We start from the raw sequence: 14,383 nt of genomic DNA, 5'->3' as shown, positions 1-14,383 counted from the left end.
CTTCCCGACCCTGGGAGTTTCCTGAGAACCAATTGAACCGGACGGGACCCTAAGGCACGTCCATACGATGGTCGTACTAATCCCCCCCAATCGGCAGGGTTGGGGCCGCTACCGCCGCACCGAGTGGAGCCTTTGTCACGGAGCGCAACGGGGCGGCGTCGCACCTGGGCACCGCAGGTCAGACCCCGCACGACCATCGACGCGGAGCGAGTCCGTCCGGTTGCATCAATCGGGCGATCACTTCCGACCGTCCGTGGCGACTCACAGACCGAATGCGCTCGCGTGCCATCCTGACGCGGTCACGGGTTCTATCACCTCACTTGTCCGACCGGACTTTCGCGCGCCCGCACGCCTGCCGAACGCCTGCCGGACGCCTCATGAACGGAGTGACCATGGACGCTCTCTCCCGTCGCACCCTGCTGGCCGCCGGCGCGGCCGGCGCCGCCGCCCTGGTGGCGGGCTGCGGGGGCACCACCGCCGACGGCGGCGGGCATGCGACGGGAACCCCGACCCCCGCCGGCCTCCCCGAACAGACCGCCACCCTGGCACCGGCCCCGATGCCGGTGCCCGTGCCGGTCAAGCCGCAGGTCGTCCTGATCGGCGACGGCTCCACCTCCGACACCGGCCTCCAGCCCCACCAGCCCGTCCTCGGGCGGCTCAAGCCGGGCGAGCGCCCGCCGCAGTTCGTCGTCTTCTCCTGGGACGGCGCCGGCGAGCTCGACAACGGCCTGTTCGCCCGCTTCCGCCGGCTGGCGCAGGAGCACAACGCCTCGATGACCTTCTTCCTCAGCGGCCTCTACCTGCTGCCGGAGTCCAAGAAGGACCTCTACCGCCCGCCCCAGCACAAGGCCGGCGCCTCCGAGATCGGCTACCTCAGCGACCAGCACATCCACGACACGCTGGAGCAGATCCACGCCGCCTGGCTGGAGGGCCACGAGATCGGCACCCACTTCAACGGCCACTTCTGCGGCTCCACCGGCGTCGGCCAGTGGTCCCCGGAGGAGTGGGACAGCGAGATCCAGCAGGCCATGGACTTCGTGACCAACTGGCGGACCAACACCGGCTTCACCGACCTGCCGGCGCTGCCCTTCGACTACGGCAAGGAGCTGATCGGCAGCCGCACCCCCTGCCTGGAGGGCCAACGCAACCTGCTGCCGACCGCCGTCAAGCGCGGCTGGCGCTACGACAGCAGCGGCAACGGCAGCCAGGTGTGGCCGCACAAGATCCAGGGCGGCGCCCTGTGGGACCTCCCACTGCAGTCCATCCCGTTCCCCGGGCACACCTTCCAGGTGCTGTCGATGGACTACAACATCATGTTCAACCAGTGCGGCCCCAACACCAAGGCCGACCCCTCGCTCTACCAGGGCTTCCAGGCCCAGGCCCGCGACGCCTACCTGATGGGCTTCGACCGCGCCTACAACGGCAACCGGGCGCCGTACATCATCGGCAACCACTTCGAGGAGTGGAACGGCGGCATCTACATGAACGCCGTCGAGGAAGCGCTCAAGTCCATCGCGGGCAAGCCGGAGGTCCGGCTGGTGTCGTTCCGCCAGCTGGTCGACTGGCTGGACGCCCAGGACCCGGCGGTGCTGCGCAAGCTGCAGACCCTCGCCCCGGGCCAGTCCCCGGCGGGCGGCTGGGAGAGCTTCCTCGGCACCCGGGCGGCGGCCGCCGGCTGACCGTCAGGCCCTGCGGACCCGGCCGGAGACCAGCGCCCCCAGCAGGGCCACCCCGGTCATGGTCAGGAAGATCACCGCGAAGGCCCCGGGCGAACCGGCGCCTTCGCCGCTCCCGTGGGCGACGGCCGGCGAGCCGCCGCCCAGCGCCGCGAAGAGCACCCCGGCGAGGCCGACCAGCAGCACGTTCCCGAGCGCGTCGCTCATCTGCAGCGAGGCCGAGTTGGCCCCGGCGTCCTCCGGCGCGGACAGCTTCATCATCAGCACGCTGACGCTCGCGACCGTCAGCCCCATCCCGATGCCGCCGACACCCCAGGCCACCGCCGCCGCCCAGGCCGGCACGGCCGGGACGAGCACCAGCCCCGCCCCCGCGATCGCCACCGCGGTCAGCACGAACCCGCCACGGATCATCGCCTCGCGGTAGCGCTGGGCCCCCGGCCGCCCCTGCAGCCACGAGCCCAGCGCCCAGGACAGCCCGCCGCTGGTCAGGGTGAGCCCGGCCAGCGTCGGCGACAGGTCGCGCTGGGTGACCATCATCAGCGGGATGAACGCCTCCGCCGCGAAGAACGCCCCGGCGGCCACACCGCGCAGCAGGATCACCGTCGGCAGTCCGCGCCCGGCCCGCAGCGTCCCCTTGGGCAGCAGCCCGAGCACGGCGGGCAGCAGCAGCGCCGCCCCGGCTGCCGCCGGGAGCAGCCCGATCAGGTCCAGCCGCTGGCCCGCGTACTGCAGCAGGCCCGCGCCGAGCGCCGCCATGGCGGCCAGCACGGTCCGCCGGCGGTCGAAGTCCGCGCCCTTGGGGACCGGGTGCTCGCGCTCGGAGCGGGCCAGCGCCGGGCCCATCACCGCCAGCGGCAGCAGGATCAGCACCGGCACGGCCAGGAACACCCAGCGCCAGCCCAGGTGCTGGGTGACGGCCCCGGAGACCACCGGGCCGACGATCGAGGGCAGCACCCAGGCCGAGGAGAAGGCCGCGAAGACGGAGGGCCGCAGCCGCTCCGGGTAGGCCCGGCCGACCACGACGTACAGCGCGACGATCACCAGCCCGCCGCCCAGGCCCTGGATCGCGCGCCCGGCCACGAACAGCCACATCCCCGGCGCCGTCCCGGCCACCACCAGGCCCGCGCCGAACACCGCGATGCCGGTGAACAGCGGTCGCAGCGGGCCGCGCCGGTCGCACCACTGGCCGGAGACGACCAGGGCGAACAGCGTGGTGGTGAAGTAGCCGGAGAAGGCGAAGGCGTACAGCCCGAGGCCGTCCAGCTGACGGGCCGCCACCGGCATCGCGGTGTTGACGGCCGTCGCCTCGAAGGCGAGCAGCAGGACCACCGACACGATCCCCAGCGTCAGGGCGCGGTAGCGGCCGCTGAGCACCCCGCCGCCGGGGTCGTCGTCGACGGGTGTCGGGGCGGAGTCGACCGAGGTGGGGGAGGCGGTGGTCATACTGACATCGTAAGGGCCGTCCATCATTTTGACCCCTGACCAGAGCAGGTGACCGGCTCCGCCGCGGGACCTACGCCGCAAAACCCGGTCCGGGTCAGTGGAGCACCTTCAGGCCGACCACGCCGTAGACGATCAGCAGCAGGCAGCCGATCCGGGCCGGCGTCACCGCGTCACCCAGGACGGCCATGCCGTAGAACGCGGTGCCGACCGCGCCGATGCCGACCCAGACCGCGTAGCCGGTGCCGATCGGGATGGTGCGCATCGCGTACGCCAGGCCGCCCGTGCTCAGCAGCAGGGCGACGCCGAAGACGAGACCGGGGACGAGGCGGGTGAACCCCTTGGACGATTCCAGGGCCACCGCCCAGACGGTCTCCAGGACACCCGAGACGATCAGAACGAGCCAGGCCATGACGGTACGAACCTCCGCAGTCCACAGCGGCCGGGTTGCCGCTGAACTGCGCCGTCTTGTCGTCACCGGGTACGACGCGCTCGTCCGGGGCGCCGGGAAAATCCGGACACCTGCCCGCGACCGTAGCACGGGCGGCCGCGCGAGTTGCCATACAGAATTTACAATGCGGCGTTGACGACCCGTCCCGCATTCCGCCACCATGAATTCACCGGCCCCGCCGGGGCGGTAAAAGAAAAATCACCGGCCGTGTGCCCGAGTGGCTTAGGGAACCGTCTGCAAAGCGGTGTACACGGGTTCGATTCCCGTCATGGCCTCGATAAACGGAATTGCCGGCCGACTCCTCCGAGTCGGCCGGCAATTCCGTTTCCGCCGTTCCTCCGTCACACCGCGACGGCGTCCTCCGGCCTGATCGGCAGACGCCCCACCGGCAGGCCGGTCGCGGCCCGGACGGCGGCGGCGACGGCCGCCGGGGCGACCACCGCGGGCACGGCGCTGACCGCCTTGGCGCCGAAGGTCGCGACCACGTCCCGCTCCTCCAGCAGGGCCGCGATCCGCACCTCCGGGGTGTCCAGCGCGGTCGGCAGCCGGTAGCCGGTGAGCGAGGGGTTCTGCAGCACCCCGCCCTCGGTGCGCAGGTCCTCCAGCAGCGCCAGGCCGACGCCCTGGGCCACGCCCGCCTCGATCCGGTCCTCGATCTGCCGCGGGTTCAGCGCCCGGCCGACGTCCTGGGCGACGGTCATCTCGACCACCCGGACCGCGCCCAGCTCGATGTCCACGTCCACCACCGCGCGCATCGCGCAGAACGCGATGGAGACGAACGCGTCGCCCTGCCCGGCCGCGTCGAGCGGCTCGGTCGGGTGCGGGCGGCACTGCGCGGTGGCCCACAGCTCCTTGCCCTCCAGCGCCTCGGCGACCGGCATGCCGAGCACCCCGTCGTACGAGGTGATCTTGCCGTCGGCGATCTGGAGCAGCTCCACCGACATCCCGAAGTTGGCGGCGATCGGCTGGAGCAGCTGGTGGCGGACCATCAGCGCGGCCCGCTCGACCGCACCGCCGGACACCCAGGTGTGCCGGCCGCGGGCGGAGGGCCCGGCGATCGACTGGTCACTGTCGGCGGGCGCGATGTAGACCTCGCTGACCCCCAGCACGGTCTGCACGATCTGCCGGGCCAGCGTCGCGAAGCCCTGACCGGAGTCGACGGCCGCGCAGATCACCGTCGCGTGGTCGCCGCTGACCCGCACGGTCGCGGTCGACACCTCGTCCTCGCCCTCGGCGCCGAGCATGTGCACCATGCCGACGGCGTAGCCGATCCCGCGCCGCACCGCGGCCGGGTCACCGGCACCGCCGGGCCCGCCCGGCAGCAGCCACTCGGCGTCCGGGTCGTCCACCGGCAGCGCGGGCAGCGGCTCGGCGGCCACGGCCTCCAGCAGCGCGGTCACCGGTGCCGGGCAGGTGACCGCCTGCCCGGTGGGCATCGGGTCGCCGGTGGCCATCGCGTTGCGGCGGCGGATCTCCACCGGGTCCACGCCCACCCGGGCGGCCAGCTGGTCCAGCTGCGACTCGTACGCGAAGCAGGCCTGCAGCGCGCCCTCGCCGCGCATCCGCCCGGCCGGCGGGTTGTTGGTGCGCACCGCCCACGCGTCCACGAAGACGTTCGGGCAGACGTACGGGCCGACCGAGAACGCCGTCGCGGCCGCCAACGCCTCGGCGGAGACGTCCGCGTAGGCGCCGCCGTCCAGCAGGATCTGCGCCTCGACCTTCACCAACTTGCCCTCGGCGTCGGCGTGGTGGCGGTAGCGCAGGAGGGCGGGGTGGCGCGAGGTGTGGGTGTGGAAGGACTCCTCGCGGGTGAGCGTCATCTTCACCGGACGGCCGGTGCGCAGCGCCAGGAGCGCGAGGGTGACCTGGAAGGAGATGTCCTCGCGGTCCGAGGTGGCGCCGGGCACGCCGGTGACGACCAGTCGGACCCGGTCCGGCTCCAGGCCGAGGCACGCGGCGGTCCGGTCGCGGTCGCCGTGCGGGTCGGTGGAGGACAGGTGCAGCTCGACGCCGCCGTCCGGGCGCGGCACGGCGAGGCCGGCCTCGGCACCGAGCGGGGCCGGGTCCTGGCGGCCGACCTGGTACAGGCCCTCGACGACGATCTCGCCGACCGCCTCCGGGTCCCCGCTGCGCAGCGGCAGGTGGCGGAACAGGTTGCCGTCCGGGTGCAGCGGCGGGGCGGTGAAGGCCTGCTCGGGGTCGGTGACGGCCTCCAGCGGCTCGTACTCGACGGCGATCAGCCCGACCGCCAGCCGCGCGGTGTCCGGGTGGTCGGCGGCCACCGCGGCCACCGGCTCGCCGTGGTGGCGCACCACGCCCGAGGCCAGCACCGGCCGGTCGGCGACGATCGGCCCGGCCGGGGCGCCGTCGGGCAGGCCGTCCGGTCCGGGCGGCAGGTCGGCGGCGGTGACGACGGCGTGCACGCCGGGCAGGGCGAGCGCGGCCGAGGTGTCGATGCCCTTGATCCGGGCGTACGGGTGCGGCGAGCGCAGCACCGCGCCCCACAGCAGCCCCTCGGCCCACAGGTCGGCGGCGTACGGGTAGATGCCGAGCGCCTTGGGCAGGGCGTCGCTGCGCAGCGGCGAGCTGCCGAGCCCGAACGGCTCCGGCGCGTCGGCCTCGTCGCCGTCCTGCTGGGTTGCTGCGCCGATGTCGGTAGGCGACGTCATGATGCGTGGTCGTCCTCGGGGAGCCGGATGCCGTGGGCGGGGGTGGCGCCGTACGGGACGCCGGCCGGGGCGGCGCCCTCGGCCGGGCCGCCGTGCGGGGGCGTGGGGACGTACGGCGTGCCGTCGAAGGCGGGGCCGGGCGTGCCGTCGAAGGCGGGGCCGGGCACCGGGGTGCCGTGGGCGGGGGTGGGCTCGTAGACGGGAGCGTCGTAGCCGCCGTCGTAGCCGGGCTGCTGGGGGTAACCCTCGGGGTAGCCGGTGCCGGGCAGGTAGGTGCCGTGCGCGGGGGTGGCCTGGTACAGCTGCTCGGGGTAGCCCTGCGGCTGGTAGTAGACCTGGTCGTCGGCCACCTGGGCGGGGCCGCCCGCGGTGTCGTACCCGCCGGTGTCGTACACCCCGGTGTCGTAGCCGGCCTGGCCGTCGGCGCCGTACGGCAGGCCGTGGCCGGTGACGGCGGCGGCCGGCTCCTCGGCGGGCGGCTGCGGGACGTGCTCGATCCAGGCGTCGGCGTCGGTGTAGACGGGCGGTTCGACGACGGGCTCCTCGGCCGGCACCTCGACGGCCGGGTGGGCGAGCTGCTCGGCGGACCCTTCGGCGGTGGACACCGCAGCGGCGGCCTCCTCGGCGAGGGCGGCCTCCTCCGCCCCCTCGGCCTCCAGGGCGCGCGCGTCGGCGACGCTCTGGACGGCGGCCAGCACCCCGCGGTAGCCGGTGCAGCGGCAGAGGTTGCCGCACAGCGCCTGCCGGGCCTCGACCTCGGTGGGCCGGTGGTTGCGCTGCAGAAGGTCGTGCACGGCCATCGCCATGCCGGGCGCGCAGTAGCCGCACTGCACCGCCCCGGACTCGGCGAGCGCCTGCTGGACGTCGCTCGCGCCGCCGGTCGCCGACAGGCCCTCGACGGTGTTGATCTCACTGTCCGCGGCCAGCGCGGCGGGCACCAGGCAGCCCGCCACCAGCTGGCCGTCCACCTGCACCGAGCAGGCGCCGCACTCGCCCTGCTCGCAGCCGTCCTTGGCGCCGGCCAGGCCGAGCCGCTCGCGCAGCACGTAGAGCAGGCTCTCGCCGATCCAGGCGTCGGTGACGGGCCGTTCGAACCCGTTGACCCGCAGGGTGTAGGACGCGCAGGGGCGCAGCTCGCGGCTGACCTGCGGGGAGAAGCCGAGCGGGTCGGCGTCGAGGGTGTCGATGGGGTCTGTGGTCACTTCAGCGCCCTTCCCAGTGCCCGTCGGGCCAGCACCGACACGGTACGCCGCAGCCGAACGGCGGCCGCGCTCGGCCCCTCGGTCACGGCTTCCCAGGCGCCCTCGGCGCCGTAGCCGTCGGGGACGCACGCGGCGGCGACGTACTCGCCGAAGGCGGCGGTCGCGGCGGGGTCGATCTCCCGGCTGCCGTCCCAGTCGATGCAGCCGGCCACCCAGGCCTCGGCCTCCACCGGACGCAGCGGCACCGGCGCGACGGCGCCGACGGCGCAGCGCACGGACCGCCGGGCGGGGTCGAGGACGAGGGCGACGGAGGCGGTGGCGCGGGCCGGGCCGCTGCGGCCGGTCGCTTTGAGGAAGACCTGGGGCGCGTGCAGCAGCGGGACGCGCACCCAGGTGAGCAGTTCGCCGGGGCGCACCGGGTCGAGGCCGGTGAGGAGGTGACTGACCGGTACCTCCCGGCTGCCGCCGGCCCGGGCGAGGGTGACGGTGGCTTCCAGGGCGGCGAGCACCGGGAGGGTGTCGCCGGCCGAAGCGGCGGTCACGATGTTGCCGCCGAGGGTGCCGACGTTGCGGACCTGCGGCGGCCCGGCGGTGCGGGCGGCGTCGGCGAGGGCGGGGATCAGCGCGGCGAAGTCGGGGCGGTCCATCCGGGCGTGGGTGAGCCCGGCGCCGAGCACGGCGGTGCCGCCGTCCTCGTAGCGCCAGCCGCGCAGTTCGGTGATCCGGCCGAGGCCGACGAGGGCGGCGGGGCGCAGCCGGCCGGCGTTGACGGCCTCCATCAGGTCGGTGGCGCCGGCCACGGGTACCGCGGCCGGGGCGGCGGCCAGCGCGTCGACGGCCTCGTCGAGCGAGGCCGGCAGCATGATCGTCCGGTTCACCTGGGTCCCACCGTGCTCCACTTACTCATCGATCGCCTGCCGCCTGCGGCCTTCGGCCGTGGTGTCCGCGTCAGCAGCCCGGCCTGGCCCGTAGGGTACGGGCGATCGGGCCGGGTTGGGCAACTCTGGCACACAATGCTCGATGATCACTTCGGGGCCGGTGAACGGGTCTGCCCGATTGGGACGGATACCGGGCGGTATCTGCCCCGACCCGGGACGGTCCGAGGCAGATGTTCATCTGTTCTTGACGTCTTACGAGCACTCAGAAGTTCCCGGTACGGGTGATCGCCGGACGGGCGGCGGGCCCTCGATCGGGCGGCCGGCCACCCCGGGCCGGCGCTGCCACGGATGCGGACCGCCGGGCGGGCGGTACTCGACGCCGAGCGCGTCCAGGACCGCCAGGTGCGCCTCCAGCCGGCGCGCGAAGGCCGGGTGGTCGCGCTCGGCCGGTCGGCGGGCAGGTCCGACCAGGCCGCCTCGGCGAAGGCGGCGAGCCGCGGGAAGGCCCGGTACACGTCCTCCAGCGTCCGGACGAACCCGACCGGGATCGGCTCGTCCGGGCCGTCCGCCTGCCGGTGGTCCAGGTAGGCGTGCTGCTCGGGGCACATCACCACGTCGTGCCCGGCCAGCGCCGCGGCGATCCCGCCGCCGAAGCCGCGCCACGAGGAGACGGCGGCGCCCGGCGCGAGGCCGCCCTCCAGGATCTCGTCCCAGCCGATCAGCCGCCGCCCGCGCTCGGCCAGGCGGCGACCACCACGTGGCCCGGGCCCACCGCGATCCGGTACGCCTCGGCGGCCAGCGCCTCGTCGTGGACCAGTTCGATGCCCGTCCCGGGACCGCCCGGACCGAGCGGCAGCCCGGTCGCCGCGGACAGCGCGGTGCGCAGCCAGCGCGCGGCGTCGGCCGGCGCGGGCGGGGCGGTCAGCGTGGTGGCGTCGTCGAGGGGGAAGTCCCCGCCTGGGCGGCGGACGGCACTCGAAGGTGCGGGAACGAGGTCCGTTCCGGCATCCTGCCCGCGCCGGAACGATCGGCGTGGACCACTGCGGAAACGCCGCACCATGCAGAACCGCGCGGTGTAGCACCCCCGTGGGACTACTTGTTGTCGTCCCCGCCCTGCGGCTTGCCGATGCCGTCGTAGATCTCCTTGCACATCGGGCAGACCGGGTACTTCTTCGGGTCGCGCCCGGGCACCCACACCTTGCCGCAGAGCGCCACCACGGGCGATCCGGAGAGCGCGCTCTCCATGATCTTGTCCTTCTGGACGTAGTGCGCGAAGCGCTCGTGGTCGCCGTCCCCGTTGGACACCTGCGGGACGGGCTCGACCAGGGTGCCGGTGCCGAGGCCGCGCTCGGGCTCAAGAGTGCTCATAGGTGCCAAGTCTATGGGCGCCCCGGGAAACCCGGCCAGTGTCGCACCGGCGGCCCCGCCCTCAGTTCAGCGTCGGGTCGTCCGGGTAGGTCGCCAGCAGCGCCAGCGGGCCGCGCTGGCGGCGCAGCACCGAGCGCCACAACCGCTCCGGCTCGGGGCTGGAGATGTCCCCGGGCTCGCAGTCCACCAGGTACCAGGCGCCGCTCTCGATCTCCGCCTCCAGCTGCCCGGGCGACCAGCCCGCGTACCCGGCGAAGATCCGCAGGCTCCCCAGCTCGCCGGCCAGCACCTCGGGCGGCGCCTCCAGGTCCACCAGCCCGATCGCGCCGTGCACCCGCCGCCAGCCGAGCGGCTCGCCGCTGCCCGGCTCCCCCGGGGCCAGCGCCAGCCCGAGCGCCGAGTCCAGCGCCACCGGCCCGCCCTGGAACACCACGGCCGGCTGCCCGACCAGCCGCCCCCAGCCGTCCAGCACGCTGCCCACCTCGACGGGTGTCGGCCGGTTGAGCACGACACCGAGCGCCCCCTCGGCGTCGTGGTCGAGGAGGAGCACCACCGCCCGGGCGAAGTTCGGATCGGTGAGCACGGGCGTCGCGACGAGCAGACTGCCGGTGTGGGACCGGCCTCCGTGGGAATGGGCCGCCGTCATGCCACACATGATCCCGCAGAACGGCCGGGCGCGGACACCGCAACACACGAAACCTCGCCACGCCGGACGAACACCCGTACGGCCGCACCGACGGGCGCCGCAGCCTCCGAAGAGAGCACCATCACGGGAGAGGCTCACGGGAACCATCGGCACGCCTACTACCATCTACGCATGGTGGACGCCCTTACACGGTGCCGACTCGGTTTCGCCGGGGGCCCGAACGCGCCCGTACGACCGGTCCACCACCGGCTCTCCGGAGCCCTTCCCCATTTCCTCTGGCACCCCGGATTGCGAGAACGATGACCGACGACGTCCTGCTGGTCCACGGCGGAAACCCGCTCGAAGGCGAGATCCGCGTCCGCGGTGCGAAGAACCTGGTCCCCAAGGCCATGGTCGCCGCCCTCCTCGGCCAGGGCCCCAGCAGACTGCGCAACGTCCCGGACATCCGTGACGTCAAGGTCGTGCGCGGCCTGCTCCAGCTGCACGGGGTCACCGTGCGCACCGGCGACGAGGACGGCGAGCTGATCCTCGACCCGTCGCACGTCGAGAGCGCCAACGTCGCCGACATCGACGCGCACGCCGGCTCCTCGCGGATCCCGATCCTCTTCTGCGGCCCGCTGCTGCACCGCCTCGGCCACGCCTTCATCCCCGGCCTCGGCGGGTGCGACATCGGCGGCCGCCCGGTCGACTTCCACTTCGAGGTGCTCCGCCAGTTCGGCGCCACGATCGAGAAGCACCCGCAGGGCACCTACCTGGTCGCCCCGCAGCGCCTGCGCGGCACCAAGATCGAACTGCCCTACCCGTCGGTCGGCGCGACCGAGCAGGTGCTGCTCACCGCCGTCCTCGCCGAGGGCGTCACCGAGCTGCGCAACGCCGCCATCGAGCCGGAGATCGTCGACCTGATCTGCGTGCTGCAGAAGATGGGCGCGATCATCACGCTGGGCACCGACCGGACCATCCTGATCACCGGTGTCGACGAGCTGGGCGGCTACACCCACCGCGCGCTGCCGGACCGCCTGGAGGCCGCCTCCTGGGCCTGTGCCGCGCTGGCCACCAAGGGCGACATCTACGTCCGCGGCGCGCGCCAGCTGGAGATGATGACCTTCCTCAACACCTTCCGGAAGGTCGGCGGCGCCTTCGAGGTGGACGACGAGGGCATCCGCTTCTGGCACCCGGGCGGCGAGCTCAAGGCGATCGCCCTGGAGACCGACGTGCACCCGGGCTTCCAGACCGACTGGCAGCAGCCGCTGGTGGTCGCGCTGACCCAGGCGACCGGCCTGTCCATCGTCCACGAGACGGTGTACGAGTCGCGGCTCGGCTTCACCGGCGCGCTCAACCAGATGGGCGCCCACATCCAGCTCTACCGCGAGTGCCTGGGCGCGACCCCGTGCCGCTTCGGCGCCCGCAACTTCCTGCACTCCGCGGTCGTCTCCGGCCCGTCCAAGCTGATCGGCTCCGAGCTGGTCATCCCGGACCTGCGCGGCGGCTTCTCGTACCTGATCGCGGCGCTCGCGGCCGAGGGCACCTCGACCGTGCACGGCATCGACCTGATCAACCGCGGCTACGAGAACTTCATGGAGAAGCTGCGCGACCTCGGTGCCCACGTCGAGCTGCCCAGCGAGCAGCTGGTCGACGCCTGACCCGTTGACCGACGGTACGGCGAGAGGCCGGGCTCCCCGCGGGGAGCCCGGCCTCTCGGGCGTTCAAGGGGTGACTCAGGCGCCCTTGGCGGCTTCCTTCAGCTTGGAGCCGGCGCTCACCTTGGCGCTGTAGCCCGCGGCGATCTGGATCGGCTCGCCGGTCTGCGGGTTGCGGGCGGTGCGGGCAGCGCGGTGGGTGCGCTCGAAGGTCAGGAAACCGGGGATGGTGACCTTCTCGTCGCCCTTGGCGACGACCTCGCCGACGATCTCGGCGAAGGCGGCCAGAACGGCGTCGGCGTCCTTGCGGGTCACCTCGGCGCGCTCGGACAGCGCGGCCACCAGCTCACTGCGGTTCATGTGTACTCCTGTGGTCTGTTCGCTTGCGGTGTGCGGGGGCCCATCGGTGCTCCCACCGGGGGGCACCCGGATAGGCCGCAGGTCCGCACACTGTGCTCATGCAGGCAATGCGTGGTCGCAGGCCGGGTCCGTACCCGATGCCGCGCGCCGGAGCCTTCGAAGGCCCGCCCGCCCGCCTGGATACGAATCCTGCCCCGACCGGCCCCGAGAAAGCCAATCGGGCCCCGGCCGAGCCACCCGAACATCGCCCGCCCGTTGGAGGTGTGACGCTCCGTCGGCTCCGGCAGACCGGGCGCGGGCGGCGGTCGGGACGACACGCCGGAAGACCAGGGGGACGTTCCGTACTTGTCGGACACGCCTGCCCCGTGCAGGGCTACCGTACGCCCTAGGCACGACAAGCCCAAACACGCCCCTCGCCCTTGTGTCGCAAGGGTTCGGGGCGGGCTTGGGCGAGTACGGGCACTATTCGGTCATTTGACCGATCCGCGACGCGGCCGCGGGCTCCCCCGTCAGAGCTTGACGGTGGGGAAGGAGGCCGTGTCGAGGGTGCCGACGATGCCGGGGGTCGGACGGGCCGGGGCGGGGGCCGTCTGAGCACCCGCCAGGGCCGCCTCGCGCACCGCGGAGGCCACCGTCTTGGCGACGTCCTTGTGGAAGACGCTCGGGATGATGTAGTTGGCGTTCAGCTCGTCGTCGCCGACGGTGGTGGCCAGCGCCCGGGCGGCGGCGATCATCATCTCGGTGTTCACGGTGCGGCTCTGGGCGTCCAGCAGGCCGCGGAAGACGCCCGGGAAGACCAGCACGTTGTTGATCTGGTTCGGGAAGTCGCTGCGGCCGGTGGCCACCACGGCGGCGGTCTGGCGGGCGATCGCCGGGTCGACCTCCGGGTCCGGGTTGGCCAGCGCGAAGACGATCGCGCTGTCGGCCATGGTGGCCAGGTCGTCGCCGTCCAGGACGTTCGGGGCCGACACGCCGATGAAGACGTCCGCATCCGCCACGGCCTCCTTGAGGCTGCCGGTGCGGCCCGAGCGGTTGGTGTGCTCGGCGATCCAGCGCAGGCTGTCGTTGAGGTCGTCGCGGCCCTGGTGGACCACGCCGCGCACGTCCGCGACGGTGGCGTGCTCGACACCGGCGGCCAGCAGCAGCTTGAGGATCGCGGTGCCGGCGGCGCCGGCGCCCGACATCACCACGCGGATGTCGGAGATCTCCTTGCCGACCACCTTCAGCGCGTTGGTGAGGGCGGCGAGCACCACGATCGCGGTGCCGTGCTGGTCGTCGTGGAAGACCGGGATGTCCAGGGCCTCGCGCAGCCGGGCCTCGATCTCGAAGCAGCGCGGCGCGGAGATGTCCTCCAGGTTGATGCCGGCGAAGCCGGGGGCGATCGCCTTGACGATGGCCACGATCTCGTCGGTGTCCTGGGTGTCCAGGCAGATCGGCCAGGCGTCGATGCCGGCGAAGCGCTTGAACAGGGCCGCCTTGCCCTCCATGACGGGCAGCGCCGCCGCCGGGCCGATGTTGCCGAGGCCGAGCACCGCCGAGCCGTCGGTGACGACCGCGACGCTGTTGCGCTTGATGGTGAGGCGGCGGGCGTCCTCGGGGTTCTCGGCGATCGCCATGCAGACCCGGGCGACACCCGGGGTGTAGATCATGGAGAGGTCGTCGCGGTTGCGGATCGGCAGCTTGGACGACATCTCGATCTTGCCGCCGAGGTGCATCAGGAACGTACGGTCCGAGACCTTGCCGATCGACACGCCGTCGATCGCCCGCAGCTTCTCGACGATCTCCTCACCGTGCGCCACCGAGGAGGCGGCCACGGTCACGTCGATCCGCAGTGCCTCCAGGCCGGAGGCGGTGACGTCGAGGCCGGTGACCGATCCGCCGGAGGACTCGACCGCCGTGGTGATCGCACTGACCGCGTTGCCCCGGGCCGGGACCTCGAGCCGCACCGTGATCGAGTTGGAGACACTTGGCACCGTCGCCATCGACGCTTCCCTCTTCCATCCATCGGCAGGTTCAACATTTTGTTGAAGGCATCACCTGCGCATGCTAGACCTCG

The 14,383-nt window shown here is 73.2% G+C and carries 11 protein-coding genes, 1 tRNA gene, 2 pseudogenes and 1 riboswitch; of the genes and pseudogenes, 3 read left to right on the top strand and 11 right to left on the bottom strand.

Features of this window, described 5'->3' with window-relative positions:
- Positions 1-392 precede the first annotated feature (392 nt).
- The gene (locus tag ACWCXH_RS14725; protein WP_449801799.1) at positions 393-1,679 is read left to right on the top strand and encodes a hypothetical protein; all 1,287 of its coding nucleotides are present in this window, start codon (positions 393-395) and stop codon (positions 1,677-1,679) included.
- A gap of 3 nt (positions 1,680-1,682) precedes the next feature.
- Here ACWCXH_RS14725 and ACWCXH_RS14720 read toward each other — a convergent pair whose 3' ends face one another.
- Positions 1,683-3,119: an MFS transporter gene (locus tag ACWCXH_RS14720; RefSeq protein WP_449801798.1), complete on the bottom strand. Its 1,437-nt coding sequence runs from the start codon at positions 3,117-3,119 to the stop codon at positions 1,683-1,685.
- 94 nt (positions 3,120-3,213) lie between these two features.
- On the bottom strand, positions 3,214-3,528 hold the full coding sequence (locus ACWCXH_RS14715; RefSeq protein ID WP_449801797.1) for a DMT family transporter: 315 nt from the start codon (positions 3,526-3,528) through the stop codon (positions 3,214-3,216).
- A 45-nt stretch (positions 3,529-3,573) separates the two neighbouring features.
- A riboswitch (guanidine-III (ykkC-III) riboswitch) is annotated at positions 3,574-3,639 on the bottom strand.
- 131 nt (positions 3,640-3,770) lie between these two features.
- Here ACWCXH_RS14715 and ACWCXH_RS14710 point away from each other — a divergent pair.
- Positions 3,771-3,842, top strand: a tRNA-Cys gene (locus ACWCXH_RS14710).
- 66 nt (positions 3,843-3,908) lie between these two features.
- On the opposite strand, the gene ACWCXH_RS14705 is transcribed toward ACWCXH_RS14710, so the two are convergent.
- From ACWCXH_RS14705 to ACWCXH_RS14675, 7 genes and pseudogenes are all read right to left on the bottom strand, one after another.
- The gene (locus ACWCXH_RS14705; protein ID WP_449801796.1) at positions 3,909-6,236 is read right to left on the bottom strand and encodes a xanthine dehydrogenase family protein molybdopterin-binding subunit; all 2,328 of its coding nucleotides are present in this window, start codon (positions 6,234-6,236) and stop codon (positions 3,909-3,911) included.
- A gap of 670 nt (positions 6,237-6,906) precedes the next feature.
- A pseudogene (locus tag ACWCXH_RS14700) lies at positions 6,907-7,363 on the bottom strand ((2Fe-2S)-binding protein); the annotation flags it as partial.
- 71 nt (positions 7,364-7,434) lie between these two features.
- Positions 7,435-8,301, bottom strand: coding sequence for an FAD binding domain-containing protein (locus ACWCXH_RS14695; protein WP_449801917.1), 867 nt, complete (start codon positions 8,299-8,301; stop codon positions 7,435-7,437).
- Positions 8,302-8,568: 267 nt separating this feature from the next.
- A pseudogene (locus ACWCXH_RS14690) lies at positions 8,569-9,059 on the bottom strand (family 20 glycosylhydrolase); the annotation flags it as partial.
- Complete coding sequence (locus ACWCXH_RS14685) at positions 9,035-9,376, bottom strand: glycoside hydrolase family 20 zincin-like fold domain-containing protein (protein WP_449801795.1); 342 nt, start codon at positions 9,374-9,376, stop codon at positions 9,035-9,037. The pseudogene ACWCXH_RS14690 and the gene ACWCXH_RS14685, both read right to left, overlap by 25 nt.
- 32 nt (positions 9,377-9,408) lie before the next feature.
- Positions 9,409-9,684: a DUF3039 domain-containing protein gene (locus ACWCXH_RS14680; RefSeq protein WP_218200374.1), complete on the bottom strand. Its 276-nt coding sequence runs from the start codon at positions 9,682-9,684 to the stop codon at positions 9,409-9,411.
- Between the two features lie 61 nt (positions 9,685-9,745).
- Complete coding sequence (locus tag ACWCXH_RS14675; RefSeq protein WP_449801794.1) at positions 9,746-10,339, bottom strand: YqgE/AlgH family protein; 594 nt, start codon at positions 10,337-10,339, stop codon at positions 9,746-9,748.
- A 290-nt stretch (positions 10,340-10,629) separates the two neighbouring features.
- On the opposite strand from ACWCXH_RS14675, the gene murA reads away from it, so the two are divergent.
- Positions 10,630-11,970: a UDP-N-acetylglucosamine 1-carboxyvinyltransferase gene (gene murA, locus ACWCXH_RS14670; protein ID WP_449801793.1), complete on the top strand. Its 1,341-nt coding sequence runs from the start codon at positions 10,630-10,632 to the stop codon at positions 11,968-11,970.
- A 75-nt stretch (positions 11,971-12,045) separates the two neighbouring features.
- Here murA and ACWCXH_RS14665 read toward each other — a convergent pair whose 3' ends face one another.
- Both ACWCXH_RS14665 and ACWCXH_RS14660 read right to left on the bottom strand, forming a co-directional pair.
- Positions 12,046-12,327 (bottom strand): HU family DNA-binding protein, encoded by a 282-nt coding sequence (locus ACWCXH_RS14665; RefSeq protein ID WP_030059737.1) that lies wholly within the window; start codon positions 12,325-12,327, stop codon positions 12,046-12,048.
- A gap of 509 nt (positions 12,328-12,836) precedes the next feature.
- Positions 12,837-14,309: a malic enzyme-like NAD(P)-binding protein gene (locus ACWCXH_RS14660; protein WP_449801792.1), complete on the bottom strand. Its 1,473-nt coding sequence runs from the start codon at positions 14,307-14,309 to the stop codon at positions 12,837-12,839.
- Between the last annotated feature and the right edge of the window lie 74 nt (positions 14,310-14,383).

The sequence above is a fragment of the Kitasatospora sp. NPDC001660 genome (genome assembly GCF_053596725.1).
Note: the sequence above shows the minus strand (reverse complement) of the source record. Positions and strands in the feature narration are given on the sequence as shown.

Excerpts from the sequence above, each read along its gene's own strand:
- ACWCXH_RS14725 (WP_449801799.1), top strand. The coding sequence starts at position 393 with ATGGACGCTCTCTCCCGTCGCACCCTGCTGGCCGCCGGCGCGGCCGGC.
- ACWCXH_RS14720 (WP_449801798.1), bottom strand. The coding sequence starts at position 3,119 with ATGACCACCGCCTCCCCCACCTCGGTCGACTCCGCCCCGACACCCGTC.
- ACWCXH_RS14715 (WP_449801797.1), bottom strand. The coding sequence starts at position 3,528 with ATGGCCTGGCTCGTTCTGATCGTCTCGGGTGTCCTGGAGACCGTCTGG.
- ACWCXH_RS14705 (WP_449801796.1), bottom strand. The coding sequence starts at position 6,236 with ATGACGTCGCCTACCGACATCGGCGCAGCAACCCAGCAGGACGGCGAC.
- ACWCXH_RS14695 (WP_449801917.1), bottom strand. The coding sequence starts at position 8,301 with ATGCTGCCGGCCTCGCTCGACGAGGCCGTCGACGCGCTGGCCGCCGCC.
- ACWCXH_RS14685 (WP_449801795.1), bottom strand. The coding sequence starts at position 9,376 with ATGGTGCGGCGTTTCCGCAGTGGTCCACGCCGATCGTTCCGGCGCGGG.
- ACWCXH_RS14680 (WP_218200374.1), bottom strand. The coding sequence starts at position 9,684 with ATGAGCACTCTTGAGCCCGAGCGCGGCCTCGGCACCGGCACCCTGGTC.
- ACWCXH_RS14675 (WP_449801794.1), bottom strand. The coding sequence starts at position 10,339 with ATGTGTGGCATGACGGCGGCCCATTCCCACGGAGGCCGGTCCCACACC.
- murA (WP_449801793.1), top strand. The coding sequence starts at position 10,630 with ATGACCGACGACGTCCTGCTGGTCCACGGCGGAAACCCGCTCGAAGGC.
- ACWCXH_RS14665 (WP_030059737.1), bottom strand. The coding sequence starts at position 12,327 with ATGAACCGCAGTGAGCTGGTGGCCGCGCTGTCCGAGCGCGCCGAGGTG.
- ACWCXH_RS14660 (WP_449801792.1), bottom strand. The coding sequence starts at position 14,309 with ATGGCGACGGTGCCAAGTGTCTCCAACTCGATCACGGTGCGGCTCGAG.